The sequence below is a fragment of the Paenalcaligenes sp. GW821-LYS-B07-1 genome, from assembly GCF_058803365.1.
The window spans coordinates 3172572-3190091 of record NZ_CM179516.1; the positions used below are offsets into that span (position 1 = coordinate 3172572).

Genomic DNA, 17520 nt, shown 5'->3' on the forward strand with positions numbered 1-17520 from the left:
ATTGTCTTTGTGCTAAGACCTAATAGCCTGATTTTAACTAAGGCCTATGCCAACGAAAACGCGCATCAAGAACACAAAGAGGCGCCGAAGCGCCTCTTTACTTCATGAGCAATTACGCCAACCCGGCAGCTGCGCGCAATGCTGCCGCTTTATCGGTAGCTTCCCATGTGAACTCAGGCTCGTTACGGCCAAAGTGACCGTAAGCTGCAGTTTTGCTGTAGATAGGACGCAGCAAGTTCAGCATGTTGATAATGCCTTTAGGACGCAGATCAAAGTGCTCACGTACCAACTCAGCAATGCGCTCATCCGACACTACGCCTGTACCTTCGGTGTACACAGTAATGTTGATAGGCTCTGCCACACCAATGGCGTAGCTAACTTGCACTTGGCACTGACGCGCCAAACCAGCAGCCACCACGTTTTTTGCTACATAACGTGCAGCGTAAGCAGCAGAGCGGTCTACTTTCGAGGGATCTTTACCAGAGAAAGCACCACCACCGTGAGGGCATGCACCACCGTACGTGTCCACAATGATCTTACGACCTGTCAGACCGCAATCGCCTTGTGGGCCACCAATCACAAACTTACCAGTAGGATTCACCAAGAACTTGGTATTTTCTGTCAGCAACTCAGCAGGGAAGCTAGGGCGGATGATGTGTTCGATCACCGCATCGCGAATCTCTTCCTGAGAAATTTCAGGCGCATGCTGCGTAGACAACACTACTGTGTCTACTTCTGCAGGACGACCATCTACATAGCGGAATGTCACCTGAGATTTTGCATCTGGGCGCAACCAAGGCAAACGGCCATCTTTGCGCAGTTCGCTTTGACGCTGTACCAAACGGTGTGCGTACCAAATAGGTGCTGGCATCAAGTCAGGCGTTTCATCGCACGCGTAACCAAACATCAGACCTTGGTCACCAGCACCTTGGTTCAGAATTTCTTCTTCAGAACGGTCTACGCCCTGGGCAATATCTGGTGACTGTTTGTCGTACGCCACCAAAACGGCGCAACCTTTATAATCAATACCGTAGTCGCTATTGTCGTAGCCAATGCGCTTGATGGTATCGCGTGCAACCTGAATGTAATCTACGTTGGCGGTGGTGGTAATTTCACCCGCCAAAATGACCAAACCAGTGTTGCACAGCGTTTCTGCTGCAACACGAGCGTTAGGGTCTTGTTCGAAGATGGCGTCTAGAATGGCGTCGGAAATTTGGTCAGCAACCTTATCTGGGTGACCTTCGGAGACAGATTCAGACGTAAATAAGAAGTCGTTATTTGCCACAGCTTTTGCGTCCTGTAGTAATGCGCATTAAAAGGAAACGAGCTGCGTTGCACCACACACACAAAGGCTTAATAGGGCGCGACGCTTTAGCGGGTTTAAGAGCCAGTAACTGGCATATCGCTCCGCAAGTTGTCGGTTAACTCAGCGATAAATTGCATTTTAAGCGAAAATAACACATCTTTAAATGTATAAACAAATTTCTGGCGTTATGCCCTGGGATTTATGCTGTTGTTTTTATTACGTCTGATGTCTGCATTGCCGCTGCGCGTGCTGCATGCACTGGGACGCTTTGCGGGTTCTATTATCTATTTTGTGCCAGGTCGTTACCACAATAGACTGCGTGAAAATGCCGCACAAGCGGGGTTTACAGAGGGTAAATTTGCCCGTCGCGCTGCTGCCGAAACCGGCGCCATGCTGATGGAACTGCCCAAAGTATGGCTGCAAACAGAGCAATGCTTGGCGCTATGTCAAAACCCCGATTCCGACATTGTTACGCAAACGTTGGCTGAAAATCGTGGTGTGTTGTACCTCACGCCACATTTGGGGTGTTTTGAGATTACCGCCAGACGTCTGGTGCAATATGGCCCCATCACGGTGATGTTCAGACCACCGCGACAATCGTTTCTTGAGCCTGCCATGCGTGCCTCACGCGACACGCCGGGGCTGCACTCTGTACCCGCTAATGTTCAAGGAATACGCGAATTTGTGCGCGCATTGCGCCGTGGCGAAGCCGTGGGGATGTTGCCAGATCAAGTACCTAGTAGTGGCGATGGCTTATGGCTGCCCTTTTTCGGCAAACGCGCCTACACCATGACCTTAGCCGCCAAGCTGGCCTTGCAAACCAAAGTGCCCGTTGTCTTAACAGCGGGTGAGCGTTTGCCCAAAGGCCAAGGCTGGAAAATTCATTATCTACGTCTGCCAGAACCTTTCCCTGACAACGTAGAAGACATGGCCTTGCTGATCAATCAAGGCATGGAAACGTTGATTCAACGCTTCCCTGAACAATATCTGTGGAGCTACAACCGCTATAAGGTGCCGCCTGAAGCGCCCCCTATTCCAGAACACCTACGCTAAACTTAACGCTGCCTACCGCTTTTGCCAAAGGATACTGCATGAGTCCCTCTGATCTGAACGCCCTTGCTATCGCCCAGTTCCTGAGTACCCACCCAGATTTTTTCCTGCAACATCGCGATCTCTTTTCAGAGTTACGTGTTCCGCACCCTCATGAAACCAGAGCCATCTCGCTGGGCGAGCGTCAAATACTGGGGCTACGTGCCAAAAACAAAGAGCTGGAACGTAAGCTACACACATTGATAGAAAACGCGAGCGCCAATCAGCGTATTGCCGATCAGCTACGCACATGGACTTGCACCATGTTGGCCGAGACCGATACGGCGCAACTGCCACTGCACATACAAGAATCCTTAACGGAAGTGTTCGATCTGGACGCCATCGCCCTGCACTGCTGGGAAGATTTCGCCGCCACAGAAGCGCCAGAGGAACTACAAAAATACGCCCAAGCATTAACGTCTCCGCGTTGCGGCATTCCCCCTCAAGAAGTGCTGGCATTATTGCCTGACAGCATTCAATCGGTAGCCATTGTGCCCTTGCTGCACCCAGTGACTCAAAAAAATTCTGGTGTGCTGATTTTGGGAGCGACACAAGCCGAACGTTTTACCACGGACATGGGCACCGAATTTCTGCTGAATATTGGCCAACTGTGTTCGGCGGCACTTAGCCGAGGCACTGAATAACCATGCCTACCCCAGCCTCTGCAACGGTGCAGTCATGGTTGGACCATCTGCGCTACGAGCGACGACTATCCGAGCACAGTCTGGCGGCATACGAGCACGATATACAGCATATTCTGCCTTTATCTGGCTCTATCTCGCCTGACACGCTCACACCCGCTCAACTGCGCCAAAAACTGGCTGAACTACACGCTGGTGGGCTACACCCTCGTAGTCTGCAACGCACACTCGCAGCATGGCGTAATTTTTTCCATTGGTGGTGCGAGCAATACCCTGCCCACCCCAATCCGTGTGCTGAGCTCAAAGCTCCCAAAAGCCCACGCCCACTACCCAGCTCATTATCCGTAGACCAAGCACAGCAATTACTGGATCATCAGCCGGCACAAAGCTTAGAGCATCTCAGCCCCGTGCAGTCACGCGATCAGGCCATGTTTGAGCTGCTGTATTCTAGCGGCTTACGTTTAAGTGAATTAGTGAGCCTAGACACCCATTACGTGAAACAGGCAGGCTATGAATCGTCCAGTTGGCTAAGCCTTCAGGAAGCTGAACTGCATGTGCTAGGCAAAGGCAATAAAAGGCGCTCGCTGCCCATAGGTAGCAAAGCGCTGCATGCTGTGCAGTGTTGGTTGCAACTACGCGGCCGTGTACTGCGCAGTGCGGTAGACGATGCCGAACACTACTACGCGCTATTTTTGGGGGCTCAAGGCAAACGCATACACCCCCGTATGGTGCAAACACGCTTGCAGAAATTATGCCAAGAAGCGGGCCTGTCTTTAGACATCAGCCCTCATGCTTTACGACACAGTTTTGCCAGCCACATGCTGCAATCAGCTCAAGACTTGCGAGCTGTGCAAGAGCTACTAGGACACAGCAACATCAGCACCACGCAAATCTACACGCGCTTGGATTTTCAGCATTTGGCACAGGTGTATGACCAAGCACACCCCCGTGCCCGTCGCAAACCGTAATTACGGTTGTAACGCCTCTTCTACCATACGTAGATTGCTCTGCATCATCCCCAAGTAAGTAGCGGCCTCATGGCCTGGCTCAGCCAAGGCATCAGTGTATAAGGTACCACCCATACGTGCGCCTGTTTCTCGGGCCAATTGTTTAGCCAAAGCAGGGCTCACCGCATTTTCTAGGAAGATAGCCGTAATATGCTCTGCGCGTGCTCGCTGCACTAGGTCAGCCACTTCACGTGCTGACGGTTCAGCTTGGCTAGACATGCCCAACAACGGTACAAATTCGATGTTGTAGGCTTTGCCTAAATACGCCAATGCATCATGCGACACCATCGCTTTGCGGCGTTCAGCAGGAATAGCCGCCAAGCGCTCTTTAGCCTGTGCATCTAACTGCTTCAACTGTTCTATGTAACGAGCCGCATTTTCTTGGAATATAGGGGCAGACTCTGGTGCCACTTCACTCAACGCGTCACGAATATTTTCCACATACACCACCGCATTGGTGAGGCTTTGCCACGCATGTGGATCTTGCGGGCCATGCTGATGATGCTCATGTCCATGACTGTGGTCGTGGTCGTGGTCGTGGTCGTCAGTATGATCGTCTACGTGATCATGATTATCCAGCGGTTGCACTCCTTTGGTAGCTTCTATCTGCTTACCGTTATAGCCGGCCGATTGCACTAATCCTGCCAACCACGGTTCAAACTGCAAACCATTTACAATCAACAACTTGGCATCTGCCAATTTACGCACATCACCCGGTCTGGGTTCAAACGCATGAGCATCGGCATTAGGGCCAATCAAAGTGTTTACCTCAACAGCATCACCGCCCACCACGCTTACCATATCGCCCAAAATCGAAAAACTCGCCACCACAGGCAAAGGTTTGGCTACCGCAACAGATGCCACCGCTACGCTAATAGACATGGCAGCTACCCCTTGCGCCATATAGCGTCCAATGGGGCGTAACCACCTACGTTGACTGTCTCTAGTATTCATGTGCTTTCCTCTGTGATGAATAGATGGCCCCTAGACGATTACCGCAAGCGTTGCAGCAACCCACCCTGTGGACCACAGGCTAGTGATAGAAAATAGGTGATCCCCGCAACCAGAATAATGGCGGGTGATGCTGGCACATTGGCGTAGTAGGAAAGCAGTAATCCAACGAAACATTCGCCCATACCTAACAAGGCGGCCAACACCATCTGGCTACTGGCAGAGCGTGCCCAAAAGCGGGCAGCTGTTGCGGGCAACATCATGATCCCCACTACCATCAGCGTGCCTAGCACCTGAAAGCCTGCTACCAACACTACAACCAACAGCACCAAAAACAGCATGTGCACCCAAGAGCCTGATCGCCCTTCAGCACGTAAAAATAGCGGGTCTAAACACTCCAACACCAGCGGCCTATAAATAATGGCCAGCACCAACAGTGCCACACTGGAGGTTCCTGTGACCAGCAACAATGCTTGGTCATCCAACCCCAACACAGTGCCAAACAGCACGTGTATTAAATCCATATTGGAGCCTTTTAGGGATACCAATAGCACCCCTAAGCCCAAAGACACCAAATAAAACGCGGCAAAACTAGCGTCTTCTCGCAACGGCGTCAGCCTAGATACCAAGCCCGCCAGTAACGCCACCACCAAACCGGTAATCACACCACCTAGCGCCATCGCACCCACCGATAGACCTGATAGCAAAAAGCCTGCTGCCACACCGGGCAAAATGGCGTGCGCCATGGCGTCGCCCATTAAGCTCATGCGGCGTAATACCAAAAACACACCTAACGGACCTGCGGCGGCAGCCAAGGCAAATGATCCCGCCAGCGCTCGGCGCATAAAACCAAATTCAACAAAGGGGTGAATCAACACATCGTACAGCCACATCACAGGTAGTCTCCCTCGCACAAGTGACGGGCCAAATGCAGATTCTCTGCAGTCAATACGGACTCTGTTTCTCCCCACGCGACCAATTGGCCAGCTAACAGTACCGTTTCGGGGAAATTTTGTCGGATAGTATGCAAATCATGCAGCACCACAATCACCGTTCGCCCCTGTTGATGCCAGCGATGCAGCAGCACCATCAGGTCATCCGTGGTAGCTTTATCCACAGCAGAAAAAGGTTCGTCCAGCAACAAGATAGGCGCATCGTGCATGATCAATCGGGCAAATAAGGCACGTTGCAATTGACCACCCGACAGGGTACTGATGGCACGCTCAGAGAAACCTTGCAAACCCACCTGGCATAGCGCATCTTGCACGCGCTGATGTTCAGATTCACTTAACCCACGCCATGCCCCAGTGCGCCGCCATGATCCCATGGCCACCAAGTCATACACGCTAATAGGAAAACTGCGATCCAACTCACCAAACTGGGGCAGAAATGCCAAACGTTGGGGCGAATTGATCTGTATTTTGCCCTTCAACGGTGTAAGCTGCCCAGCCAAACCTTTAAGCAACGTCGACTTGCCGGCACCATTTGGGCCTGCCAACGCATATAAACCACCTTGCATAAATTGGCCGCTGACATCACGTACAGCCACTTTATCGCGCCAACCCAACGACACCTGATCCAAACTAATTACGGCATTGTTGGTGGCCATTATTTGAACCACCCTAACGCCCATGCAGTCAGTAGCCATAAGACCACAACCACAGGCAATACACGCAAACAACGCTGCCAAGCTGAGCTTAGCAACACCGTGCCTCTATAGATTCTTTTACCCACTTTAGGCGCGGAATGTGCGGTCGTTCTACTGTGATGCATGACTTACTGGTAAGATCAATAGATAGCATTATTCTTAGATACGTTATGTTATAACATATCCAACTTTTTGTGTCTGTATATTTACTATGCCTGTGCATGTTCTGACTCCCCAAGCCCTAGAGGCACAACTGCAAACAGCGGAAAAACTCTGTCAGCAGAGGGGTAAACGTTTGACCCCTATCAGAAAGCAGGTACTGGAATTGCTGCTCAAACAACAGCGCAGCCTTAAAGCCTACGAGCTACTTGATTTGTTCAGGCAGGATCAACCCGGTGCCGCACCTCCTACGGTCTATAGAGCGCTGGAATTTCTGACTGAAGAAGGTCTGATTCACCGTTTAGATGCCGTGAATGCATGGACCGCCTGCGTAGATGCCAACGGCCATCCGCACGATCTGCTGATCGTCTGCACCAAGTGCGGAGCCGTCGCTGAGCTGTGTGCGCCACAGCTCACCGCCCAACTCGCGGAATGCGTGGCACAAGCGGGTTTTACCCTCGGCACACAGGAGACCGAGCTGCAAGCATTGTGCAAAAACTGTCAACAAAGCTTATGTAGCTAAATATTCCTGTCTTTTACCGATGGCTTCTGACGCATAAAACGTATATATTGCTTTATTTCTCGCCGTGCGACTCGGGCATTTGCCCTGAACGCAAGGCTGTGCTGTAATCTGCAAGTTATTTTATTGCCTATGCAGCTTTTGTTTACACCAACCTGATTGCACAACCATGAATGCAACAAACGCTTCTATGATCCCAGTAACCATTCTGACCGGCTTTCTTGGCGCAGGTAAAACTACCCTGCTCAAGCGCATACTGTCTGAACAGCATGGCCAACGTATTGCCGTGATCGAGAATGAGTTTGGGCCTGAAAACATCGATAACGAACTGCTGATTCAAGACGGCGAAGAAGAAATCGTTGAGCTCAGCAATGGCTGTGTGTGTTGTACGGTACGTGGCGACTTAATGCGCGCATTGAACGACCTGTATCAGCGTCGTGCAGACGGCAACGTCAAATTCGATCGTGTCATCATCGAAACGACTGGTATGGCCAACCCTGGCCCTGTATGCCAAACGTTTTTCGTGGATGACCAGATCGCTGCTCACTATCGTCTAGATGCCATCATCACGATAGTAGATGCCAAACATGGTATGGAAACCCTAGATCAACAAGCCGAATCGCAACAACAAATTGGCTTTGCTGATCGCATCCTGATTTCCAAAAAAGATCTGGTATCCGACGAGGAATACCAAGCACTGCGTAACCGCATTGTGAAGATCAACCCCCGTGCCAGCATTTCTCCGGTGCACTTCGGTGAAGCCGATATTAATGAACTGCTGGATTTGGGTGGGTTTAATCTGGATGCCATTCTGGATATCAACCCAGATTTCCTCAAAGACGAGGACGAACATCATCACCATCATGAGCATCACCATGAACACGAGCACGAACATGGTGAACACTGCGGGTCTGATTGTGGCCATCACCACCATCATGCACCGCACCAAGATGAAATTGGTGCATTTGTATTTCGTTCACGCAAAGCTTTTGATCCGGAACGCCTGGAAGATTTCCTGGGCGGTATCACCCAGGTATTTGGTCCGGACCTACTGCGGTACAAGGGTATCCTCTACCTAAAAGGCGTGAATCGCCGCATGTTGTTCCAGGGGGTACACATGATGATGGGGGTTGAACCCGGGAAACCGTGGGCAGCCAAAGAAAAACCTGAAAGTAAAATCGTTTTCATCGGACGTAAACTGCCTCAGGAGATTTTTACGCAAGGGCTGGAAAACTGCTTGGTCTAAGGACCTTGCTCTCCCTTCTGCCCCACTACGTTAGAGAGAGAAAATCATGGCAAACAAATCGAATGTCAGCAATCACCCCACCAAGCTGCTAAGCGTTGAAGAGTTATTGGCCATGCCGGACAACAACTACATGAACGATGCACAACTGGCTTTTTTCAAAAACCGGTTGAGAGAGCTGGAACAGGAAATTTTGGCTAACGCTGGTGCCACCACCGAAAACCTGCGTGAAACACAGTTCGTGCCTGACCCAGCAGACCGGGCCACTATCGAAGAAGAACATGCACTGGAACTGCGTACCCGCGACCGTGAACGCAAGCTGCTGAAGAAAGTACAGCAATCCATTGCCCTGATCGATGCTGGCGAATACGGCTGGTGTGAGGAAACAGGCGAACCCATTGGGTTGCAGCGCCTGTTGGCTCGTCCTACCGCCACCTTGTCTCTGGAAGCACAAGAGCGCCGCGAAAAACGTCAGAAGCTGTACGGGGACTAATCAGCGGCCTTTATACCGCTTTGCAGACCGCCCAGTTCTATACTCTGTGCCACGCTAGCCCCGGCTACCGTGGCACAGTTATTTTCTGCTGACCCGACTCTTGAATTTATGGCATCCACCCCCATTTGCTAGAGTAAGAACAGTAAGGAATGTTATGGAACAATTTCACGCCACTACCATCATTGCCGTACGTCGCGGCGAGAACGTTGCCATTGGTGGCGACGGTCAGGTCACGCTGGGCAATATTGTCATCAAAGCCACAGCACGCAAAATTCGTAAACTCTACAGGAACTCCGTACTTGCGGGTTTCGCTGGCGCTACCGCCGATGCGTTCACCCTGCTAGAACTGTTCGAAGCCAAATTGGAAAAACATCAGGGTCACCTGATGCGAGCCGCCGTTGAGCTGACTCGTGATTGGCGTACCGATCGCGCCTTGCGCCGTTTGGAAGCCATGCTAATTGTTGCCGACAAAGAGCACACCTTGGTATTGACCGGAAACGGTGACGTACTTGAGCCTGAACACGGTATTGCCGCTATTGGCTCCGGAGGTTCGTACGCTCACTCCGCAGGTTTGGCCTTGGTACAAAACACCGATATGGCGCCTGCTGACATCGTCAAAAAATCCTTGGAAATCGCTGGCGATCTTTGCATCTACACCAACGGCAACCACGTTATAGAAACGCTCTGACTTTCAAAGGCTGTATCATCATGTCCGCTACATCCATGACACCCGGAGAAATTGTCTCCGAGCTAGACAAACACATTGTTGGCCAAAATCGTGCCAAACGTTCCGTGGCCGTGGCCCTGCGTAATCGCTGGCGTCGTCAGCAGGTTCCTGAGCCTCTCAACCACGAAATCACTCCTAAAAACATTTTAATGATCGGGCCCACTGGTGTAGGTAAAACCGAAATCGCCCGTCGTTTGGCCAAACTGGCTAATGCACCTTTCATCAAAGTCGAAGCCACTAAATTCACTGAAGTGGGTTATGTAGGTCGTGACGTAGAAACCATCATCCGTGATTTGGTCGATGCTTCCGTCAAACAAACTCGTGAATTAGAAATGCGTCGTGTACGCAGCAAAGCTGAAGAGTCCGCCGAGGACCGCATCTTGGATGCTTTAGTACCTCCTGCTCGTGACAGCTACGGCCAACCTGAACGCGAAGAAACTGGTGCACGCCAAACCTTCCGCAAACGTCTGCGCGAAGGCAAACTGGATGACACCGAGATTGAAATTGATGTGGCGCAAGCCATGCCACAAATGGAAATCATGGCGCCTCCAGGCATGGAAGAAATGACCGAGCAACTGCGTGGCATGTTTGCTGGCATGGGTCGTGACAAAACCAAAAAACGCAAACTACGTGTGAAAGAAGCCTTCAAGCTACTGGTAGACGAAGAGGCCGCTAAACACATCAATGAGGAAGAACTGCGTGCAGCGGCGGTACAAAACGCCGAGCAAAACGGTATCGTCTTCTTGGATGAGATAGACAAAATCACATCCCGCGAAGGCAATACCAGCGGTGAGGTTTCTCGTCAGGGTGTACAACGTGACCTGCTGCCATTGGTAGAGGGCACCACTGTCAACACCAAATACGGTGTGGTGCGTACCGACCATATTCTGTTTATTGCTTCCGGCGCGTTCCACTTGTCTCGCCCATCTGACCTGATCCCCGAGCTGCAAGGTCGCTTCCCTATCCGTGTGGAACTGGACTCCCTAACTGCCGATGATTTCGTCTGCATTTTGTCTGACACTGATGCTTCGCTGACTAAACAGTACACGGCGTTGTTGGCAACAGAGAACGTGCATTTGGACTTCACACCAGAAGGCATTCGTCGCTTGGCTGAATTGGCTTTCGAGGTAAACGAGCGCACAGAGAACATTGGTGCACGACGCTTGTACACCGTGATGGAAAAGCTGCTGGATGATCTATCCTACGAAGCTGGCTCTAAAGCCGAACAAACTGTAGTGATTGATGCCGCTTATGTCGATGCACAGTTGCAAGAAGCTGTGACGCACCAAGACTTGGCTCGCTACGTGCTGTAAGTCTCATTGCTTTCAGCATCAACGAAACAGCCGCCCTTTGGGCGGCTGTTTTTATATCAGGGCGGTCTCTTTAGCTGTCGCAAACCATTGTTCCCTACTGACACTCTATACGGTAGAGCACAAACTAAATAGCCATCTCTGTTAGCTCATTCCCTATTGCTCAGAAACGCTGCCACAGCGAGGGCTTGTGTCTTTTACTACCTACGCTACTTATTTCTGAATACTAATCACCACGTATTCGTCGTTCTGGCGAATGGCCACAAAACGTACTTTATCACCGGGTTTTAAATCAGCCAGCAAGCTAGGATCAATGCGGTAAACCAGAGTCATCGCTGGCAACCGTAAAACGTCAATCTCACCGTGTTTCAATGTGATTTTGCCTGCACCTGGATCCACCCTGCGCACTTCGCCAGAGGCTCTGGCCTCTTGAGCAACACTTACACTTGAGAACAACGTCATGAATACTATAGCTAGTAAAGCACTTAGCTTACGCAAAGTTCGCAGCATCGTTTACACTCCTTTACGGCATGATGCATTATTGTAGCAGCCCGTTTTGACTACGCCGTATACGCGTATTTTTTGAATTATCGCACACAGTCTGTATGTCATACCCTCTTTCCTCTGGCTATATTTTACGCGAAGCTACGCTTCAAGACATTCCCCAAATCCATCAATTAATGATGGAAATGGCGACATTTGAAAAGTTGCTGGACACCTTCCAAGCCACAGAGCAAACCTTGCACGATAACATCTTCACGCAGCCTGCTGCTGTGAACTGTTTGGTCATTTGCCATCAAGATGCGCCGGAAACTTTGGTGTCCTACATCATGTGGTTTCATAATTACTCTTCTTTCAGGGCCAAACGTGGCCTGTACCTAGAAGACATTTATATTGCCCCTGAACATCGCCGTTTGGGTTTAGGTCAACAAGTCTTACAATACTTGGCGCGCAAAGCACTGGAGCTAGATTGTGCTAGGTTTGAATGGGTAGTACTAGACTGGAACCAAAGCGCAATTGAGTTCTATGAACACCTAGGTGCTTCAGTATTGCCTGACTGGCGCATTGTGCGCATAGAAGGTTCAGCCTTAGCAAACTTAGCCCAAGCAGGCCAACCCGTATGAGTGACAGGCTTTCCACCATCACCACACGCACAGGCGACCAAGGCGAAACCAGCCTTGGTGATGGGCAACGCGTACCCAAGAACAGTTTACGCATCCATGCCTTGGGCGAAGTGGATGAGTTAAACAGCCTCATTGGGGTGTGGCGCTGTGAAGCCTTGCCAGAAAACATTGATACCTTGCTATCCCATATACAGCACCACCTATTCGATATGGGTGCTGAGCTATGTATCCCTGGCCATACTGCTATGCGTGACTCGCAATTGGCTGCGTTGGATAACGCCATACTCACCCTCAACGAACCACTACCACCGTTAAAAGAATTTATTCTGCCCGGTGGCTGTCGTGCTGCTGCACTGGCTCACCAAACACGTACGGTAGCACGTAGGGCTGAACGTAGCGTCGTAGCATTACTGCAATTCGATGCTGTACGCCCCGTGGTGCAACAGTATTTAAATAGGCTCTCAGACTTGTGCTTTATTCTGGCACGATGCCTGAATAAACATGCTGGCCAACCTGATGTACTGTGGCAACCCCAAGCACAATCATGATGTGCAACTGCGCACATAATTTGCCAACTGTTGGCTGACTCTAGCCAAATCAGCTTGCAGGACAGTAAACCCTGAACTCTTACGGTGATGGCGCTCATCCATATATAAAGCTCTGTTCACCTCTATCTGCAAACTGTGCCGATTTTGTGCTGGCTTTCCTACCTGTGTCACGATCGCCGCCCCCGAATAAGGGTGATTGCGCACTACCCTGTAGCCTGCTGATTTCAACAGATGCTCTACCGTGGCAATGAAATCTGCACTACAACTGGTGCCCTGCCTATCGCCCAATACAAAATCCGCCACAGGCCCTGTGGTAAATAGCGCTTTAACGCTAGAAGGCATGGAATGCAGATTCAAATGCCACACACCGCCAAAACGTCTATGCAAATGCCGTACTTGTAGCCCCAGCCAATCATGGTACGGTCTATACACCAGAGCCAAGCGCGCTTGTACTTCTGCGACGCTTAACTGACGGTCGTACAGTTCAACAGGCCCTAGGTTTTTCCACAGTAACCCATGCCCCAGTTGAGTCTTCTCTGATGGCTCAAGCAACCCCGGCCACGGCGCATCCATCATGCCTGAATCCAGATCTGTTTCGTGGCGATTCAAGTCCACATAGCTTCTGGCCACGCGTGCCGCCAACAAGCCTGCTCCTTGCGTAGGTAAAGCCGACCATAGCTGATCCACAAAAGCATCCTCGGCACGACGCAATACCTGCATGGGTGCTCGGCTACGAAAATCCAAGGGATATACATTACCGCTATGCGGGGAGTCTGCCACCAATGGCACCTGCAAGGCACCATCTGGCGCATGCCATTCAAATGGCAATAACTGATTGTGAACATCCTGCATAGTCTCTCCTCTACTTCTTTTTATGGCTGCACGATCTCACACCGCAGTACGGCTAGTTCTTTGTAACATAGCCCATTGCAAAACGGGCCATGTACCGCTTGAGTACATGGCCCGTAAAGGTTACGCGTTGCAACTGGCTTAGATCATTTCTTTACCATCACGTTTGGCAGCTCGCCAATCTCGTACTAATGCACCGATCAGTAGTACCAACACGCCTGCAGATAATACTGGCCAGATCAATATATAAGTCACAATCCAATTCATGTTTGCTCCGTTCTTATTAAAGCTGAGGCTTAGGCGTCAACGCAGGTTGTTTCGTGGAAGGTTTCACCATTTTTTCTTGCTCTTCATGGAAAGCGCGTACACGGTGTGACAGCACAGAGAAATCAAAACGTTCGGAACTACGTAGACTCATCAACGTACACACAATTGCACTCGCACCATAGGAGGTCAGCGAACCCAACAATACGGTGTAGTCGCGCCAGAAGCCTACGCCGTAGTAGATCAACACGACGGTAACTACTGACCCCACCGCCAATGCTAGGTTGCGACCAAAGAACGCGAAGGTCATCAAACCTACCACCACACCGCCACCCACCGAAGCAACCAGCTCAAAGAACACCGCAACAATGCCGGTCATGGGTATAAGCTCAAAACGCACCAACAAGAACATAGTGACGGCACATGCGACAGAGGTAGTAAAGGCGGTATTGGTCACTCGGTTCCAGAAGAAGCTACTGATTACAGGGAAAACAATCGCCCCCCACAGTGCCCCCACGAACACCAACATGACCAAGATGTCCAGACGCAAACTCGCAAAGACCACACCACACATAGTGGCAACAATCATGGTCATACGTCCCCACAACAACATACGACGTGGGTCAGGTTTACCTTTAGCGATGTTTTTGCCATAAATATCCGTCATCACAATAGCCGACAATGCACACAAGTCAGCGTCAGCGGTAGAAGACAACGAACCAATCACCAAGATAAAGAACAGCGCAATACCAAAGGGTGGCAAGTAGGCTGACGCCATTTGCGGGATGATATTGTTCATATCCCCATCAATAGGCTGTAAACCGGTAAAAAGTGCCAGCAGCCCCAAAATGCCCAATCCAATCACTACTACACCGTAGCCTACGGTAGCGGTTAAGAAAGTAGGTTTTATTAAGTCTTGGCGCACAGCAAAGAGTCGCTGTGCAATGGTCTGGTTACCGATGGCATAGGCCAATACCGCAATAAAATACGGTGCCCCTTGCTCCAGAATCGCTGTAGTCGAGAAGAAATCGGCTTGTTCACTACTTAGACGCCAGAAGTTATCCGCGATGAGATCCGGTCCACCAGCATTAAAAAAGATCAACGGGATAATTATCACCGCCGCCAGAATCATCGCTACTAATTGTGCAAAGTCAGTCAGTACTGAGGCTCTGAACCCTGACCACAAGGTGTACGACAACACACCTAAACCGGCAATTAATACGCCTTGGATAAAACTCAGCGGGCTTAGCATGGACACCAATGCACCGGCTGCCGTGAAGTTCACCATCAAACTGATACAGCTACCAATCAGGTTGGATACCGCCATGATCATCTGACTGGAACGCCCGTGCCGGGCATACACTACCTCAGCCAGCGTATGAGCTTCAGGCGCTAATTCCCTAAAGCGTCTTCCAAAAGGGAAGATAAACAAAATCATCAATGCGCCCCAGAATCCATAATGTATTGGGCCAGATAACCCGTACTTATATCCTGAGGTGGCGCTTGCATAGAAAGACGCTGCCCAAATCCATGTAGCGATCATACTGGCGGCTGACAGCCCAAACCCTACCGCGCTGTTAGACACCATATAACCGTCTACGTTCTCCTCCTTTTTACTGATGAGTAATGACAATAAAAACGTCAGTAAATAGAAGCCCAGCAATAGCAAAATCGCTGAGGTTGCAGACAGCTGAAAAAACTCTGTTTCTTGCATGCTTTTTTAGTTTCCTTAATGTTATTTCAACAAAAAGGCTTTACAGGCAGCAGACATCAGAAAGCCTACGCCAGTAAAACCAGCGCGCACCAACCGAAACACCAATAACCGGAAATAAACGCAACAAAGCATCCCAAGAAAATTTGAGATACGCAGACACAAAGGGTGCCTAAGGGGCGTGAGAGCCTTAATGAAGGCCACACGGGCCCCGACGCAGACTGCCTAAGCAGTTGATGGTTGCCACGACCTTTTCGGACGGGCATAGGTGTATCGGCTTACAAGCCGGGTCACTGTATAGCGACCTAAGACAAGGTTACCGATGGTCGAGCCTCCAACCTCTTGACCGGTAACACATACGTGCTGATTGCAGCCATTCTGACTGAATCCCGGTCATTATAGCTACGATACCCACTGGCATCAAATTCGCATAAACCCGCAAAAGCGCGACTATCTACAGATCGCTGTGGACAGTAGAATTTGCCATGTACTAAAGGATAGGACGTATACCCTCTACGGGCATACAATACTCACACCGCCACGTTTCCTTTACTTATAAACATTTATTGCAAAAATAATATTTTGTTACGCAAAAAATCCGGTGTATTTCCGTAATACTCCGTTAATAAAATAGTGAACCTTTACTGTAGCTTCTTACGCTAATCGAACAACAATGCCAGCCACTTTCTTTTCACCCTCGCTCTACAGTAGCGTTGCGGTTTTCTTGCTAGGTGCAATCGCTCTAGTAGTCTCCTCTGGGTACTCGGTAGGTGCTGCCCTGCTTTTATTAGGTGGACTCTATGTTCTGTTTAGCCGTAACAAACCAACACTCACTAAACAAGATTGGTTGGTTCTGGCGGCTTTAGTCCTTTACGGCTTGATGGGTATCATTGAAGCCCTACTCTATCAGTATCCCTCACGCGCTTATGACTTACCCAGCCGCTTTCTTGCTGCGGCTATTGCTCTATTTTTTGTACTGAAATTTCCCCCTCGCCTCACTTGGTTATGGGCTGGTTTAGCAACAGGCGGCATATTGGCTGGCGGTTGGGCTGGATACCAAAAAATCTTTTTGCATGTATATCGCGCAAAAGGCTTCACTCACGTTATTCAATTCGGCAATATTTCCATGCTGACTGGCCTATTGTGTTTGGCTGGCCTAGCGTGGGCCTGTACCCGCCCCAACAAACGGTGCTGGATTCTATTGTTAGGTCTAGGTGCCATAGGTGGTATTGCTGGTTCGTTGTTCTCAGGCAGTCGCGGTGGCTGGATAGGTTTACCGTTGATCGCACTAATCTTCTTTCGTGTTTACCACCAGTATTTTTCACTACGCCTGAAAGCCCTACTTATCAGCGCCGTTGTCGCACTAGCCGTAGTGATCTATAGCGTTCCACAGTTTGGTGTACAACAGCGAGTACATGAAGCCATCAATAACGTCACCCTTTACAGCCAAGGCTCTAGTGATACGTCTGTAGGTGCTAGATTTGAAATGTGGAAAGGTGCTAGCCAATTATTCTTGGCTAAACCCATTTTTGGTTGGGGTAAAGCGCAGTACCAACAGGCCATGACTGAACTTGCTGAACAAGGCAAAGCCCATCCCGTTGTAAAACAATTTGGCCACCCCCACAACGAAATACTAAATAACGCTGCAAAACAGGGCATAGTAGGAATTCTGGCCTTATTGTTTCTATATATAGTGCCGTTACGCCTCTTTGCTCCAGGATTACGCGCTGAGTCCTTAACACAGCGCTCATTAGCAACAGCTGGTTTTCTTTTGCCTATTGCCTATATAGATTTCGGGTTATCACAAGCATTCCTCACTCATAATAGTGGGGTGATGGTGTACGCTTTCTGGCTAATTGTGCTGTGGAGCAGCTATAGGTCTTACACCGTTCAGAAATAAACTGTTAAGAAATATCAAATGATGAATAGA

The 17520-nt window shown here is 50.0% G+C and carries 20 protein-coding genes; 11 read left to right on the plus strand and 9 right to left on the minus strand.

The genetic code is table 11. The features are described from left to right. Window positions 1–112: 112 nt before the first annotated feature. Window positions 113–1285 carry a methionine adenosyltransferase gene (gene metK, locus AC3QL0_RS15245; protein WP_493009235.1) on the minus strand — a complete coding sequence of 391 codons (1173 nt, stop codon included), beginning with the start codon at window positions 1283–1285 and terminating at the stop codon, window positions 113–115. A 213-nt stretch (window positions 1286–1498) separates the two neighbouring features. Between metK and AC3QL0_RS15250 the strand changes: the two genes are divergently transcribed. From AC3QL0_RS15250 to AC3QL0_RS15260, 3 genes are read left to right on the plus strand one after another with little or no spacing between them, the layout of a single operon-like run. Continuing rightward, entirely contained in the window at window positions 1499–2359 is an 861-nt protein-coding gene (locus tag AC3QL0_RS15250; protein WP_493011008.1) for a lysophospholipid acyltransferase family protein, read from the plus strand. A gap of 38 nt (window positions 2360–2397) precedes the next feature. Continuing rightward, on the plus strand, window positions 2398–3039 hold the full coding sequence (locus AC3QL0_RS15255) for a DUF484 family protein (protein ID WP_493009236.1): 642 nt from the start codon (window positions 2398–2400) through the stop codon (window positions 3037–3039). Window positions 3040–3041: 2 nt separating this feature from the next. Then, window positions 3042–4004 (plus strand): tyrosine recombinase XerC, encoded by a 963-nt coding sequence (locus tag AC3QL0_RS15260; RefSeq protein ID WP_493009237.1) that lies wholly within the window; start codon window positions 3042–3044, stop codon window positions 4002–4004. Here AC3QL0_RS15260 and AC3QL0_RS15265 read toward each other — a convergent pair whose 3' ends face one another. The 4 genes from AC3QL0_RS15265 to AC3QL0_RS15280 are packed head-to-tail and all read right to left on the minus strand — an operon-like array spanning window position 4005 to window position 6767. Further along, window positions 4005–4997: a metal ABC transporter solute-binding protein, Zn/Mn family gene (locus AC3QL0_RS15265; protein WP_493009238.1), complete on the minus strand. Its 993-nt coding sequence runs from the start codon at window positions 4995–4997 to the stop codon at window positions 4005–4007. A gap of 38 nt (window positions 4998–5035) precedes the next feature. Then, window positions 5036–5887 carry a metal ABC transporter permease gene (locus tag AC3QL0_RS15270; RefSeq protein ID WP_493011009.1) on the minus strand — a complete coding sequence of 284 codons (852 nt, stop codon included), beginning with the start codon at window positions 5885–5887 and terminating at the stop codon, window positions 5036–5038. Continuing rightward, complete coding sequence (locus AC3QL0_RS15275; protein WP_493009239.1) at window positions 5887–6603, minus strand: metal ABC transporter ATP-binding protein; 717 nt, start codon at window positions 6601–6603, stop codon at window positions 5887–5889. The genes AC3QL0_RS15270 and AC3QL0_RS15275 overlap by 1 nt, the downstream gene beginning before the upstream one ends. After that, entirely contained in the window at window positions 6603–6767 is a 165-nt protein-coding gene (locus tag AC3QL0_RS15280; protein ID WP_493009240.1) for a hypothetical protein, read from the minus strand. Before AC3QL0_RS15280 ends, AC3QL0_RS15275 begins: the two co-directional genes overlap by 1 nt. A gap of 86 nt (window positions 6768–6853) precedes the next feature. On the opposite strand from AC3QL0_RS15280, the gene AC3QL0_RS15285 reads away from it, so the two are divergent. The 5 genes from AC3QL0_RS15285 (at window position 6854) to hslU (ending at window position 11097) form a co-directional block, all read left to right on the plus strand. Further along, window positions 6854–7324, plus strand: coding sequence for a Fur family transcriptional regulator (locus AC3QL0_RS15285; protein ID WP_135867083.1), 471 nt, complete (start codon window positions 6854–6856; stop codon window positions 7322–7324). 166 nt (window positions 7325–7490) lie between these two features. Next, the gene (locus tag AC3QL0_RS15290) at window positions 7491–8567 is read left to right on the plus strand and encodes a CobW family GTP-binding protein (protein ID WP_493009241.1); all 1077 of its coding nucleotides are present in this window, start codon (window positions 7491–7493) and stop codon (window positions 8565–8567) included. Between the two features lie 46 nt (window positions 8568–8613). Next, complete coding sequence (gene dksA, locus AC3QL0_RS15295; RefSeq protein WP_430221162.1) at window positions 8614–9057, plus strand: RNA polymerase-binding protein DksA; 444 nt, start codon at window positions 8614–8616, stop codon at window positions 9055–9057. Window positions 9058–9211: 154 nt separating this feature from the next. After that, window positions 9212–9745, plus strand: a complete 534-nt coding sequence (hslV, locus tag AC3QL0_RS15300; protein WP_135866723.1) for an ATP-dependent protease subunit HslV — start codon at window positions 9212–9214, stop codon at window positions 9743–9745. A 20-nt stretch (window positions 9746–9765) separates the two neighbouring features. Then, window positions 9766–11097: an ATP-dependent protease ATPase subunit HslU gene (hslU, locus tag AC3QL0_RS15305; RefSeq protein WP_493009242.1), complete on the plus strand. Its 1332-nt coding sequence runs from the start codon at window positions 9766–9768 to the stop codon at window positions 11095–11097. Window positions 11098–11307: 210 nt separating this feature from the next. Here the strand turns inward: hslU and AC3QL0_RS15310 are convergent, their stop codons facing one another. Then, a complete protein-coding gene (locus AC3QL0_RS15310) occupies window positions 11308–11604 on the minus strand; it encodes a copper-binding protein (RefSeq protein ID WP_493009243.1) in 297 nt (98 codons plus the stop codon). Between the two features lie 95 nt (window positions 11605–11699). Here AC3QL0_RS15310 and AC3QL0_RS15315 point away from each other — a divergent pair, with 95 nt between their 5' ends. After that, a complete protein-coding gene (locus tag AC3QL0_RS15315; RefSeq protein WP_493009244.1) occupies window positions 11700–12218 on the plus strand; it encodes a GNAT family N-acetyltransferase in 519 nt (172 codons plus the stop codon). Continuing rightward, window positions 12215–12766, plus strand: coding sequence for a cob(I)yrinic acid a,c-diamide adenosyltransferase (locus AC3QL0_RS15320; RefSeq protein ID WP_493009245.1), 552 nt, complete (start codon window positions 12215–12217; stop codon window positions 12764–12766). The genes AC3QL0_RS15315 and AC3QL0_RS15320 overlap by 4 nt, the downstream gene beginning before the upstream one ends. Here the strand turns inward: AC3QL0_RS15320 and AC3QL0_RS15325 are convergent. From AC3QL0_RS15325 to AC3QL0_RS15335, 3 genes are all read right to left on the minus strand, one after another. Further along, window positions 12761–13618: an N-formylglutamate amidohydrolase gene (locus tag AC3QL0_RS15325; RefSeq protein ID WP_493009246.1), complete on the minus strand. Its 858-nt coding sequence runs from the start codon at window positions 13616–13618 to the stop codon at window positions 12761–12763. The genes AC3QL0_RS15320 and AC3QL0_RS15325 overlap by 6 nt on opposite strands. Window positions 13619–13756: 138 nt before the next feature. Then, the gene (locus tag AC3QL0_RS15330; protein ID WP_493009247.1) at window positions 13757–13882 is read right to left on the minus strand and encodes a putative transporter small subunit; all 126 of its coding nucleotides are present in this window, start codon (window positions 13880–13882) and stop codon (window positions 13757–13759) included. Between the two features lie 16 nt (window positions 13883–13898). Next, the gene (locus tag AC3QL0_RS15335) at window positions 13899–15593 is read right to left on the minus strand and encodes a sodium:solute symporter family protein (protein ID WP_493009248.1); all 1695 of its coding nucleotides are present in this window, start codon (window positions 15591–15593) and stop codon (window positions 13899–13901) included. A 670-nt stretch (window positions 15594–16263) separates the two neighbouring features. Between AC3QL0_RS15335 and AC3QL0_RS15340 the strand changes: the two genes are divergently transcribed. Beyond that, window positions 16264–17490 carry an O-antigen ligase family protein gene (locus tag AC3QL0_RS15340; protein WP_493009249.1) on the plus strand — a complete coding sequence of 409 codons (1227 nt, stop codon included), beginning with the start codon at window positions 16264–16266 and terminating at the stop codon, window positions 17488–17490. The last annotated feature ends 30 nt before the right edge of the window (window positions 17491–17520 follow it).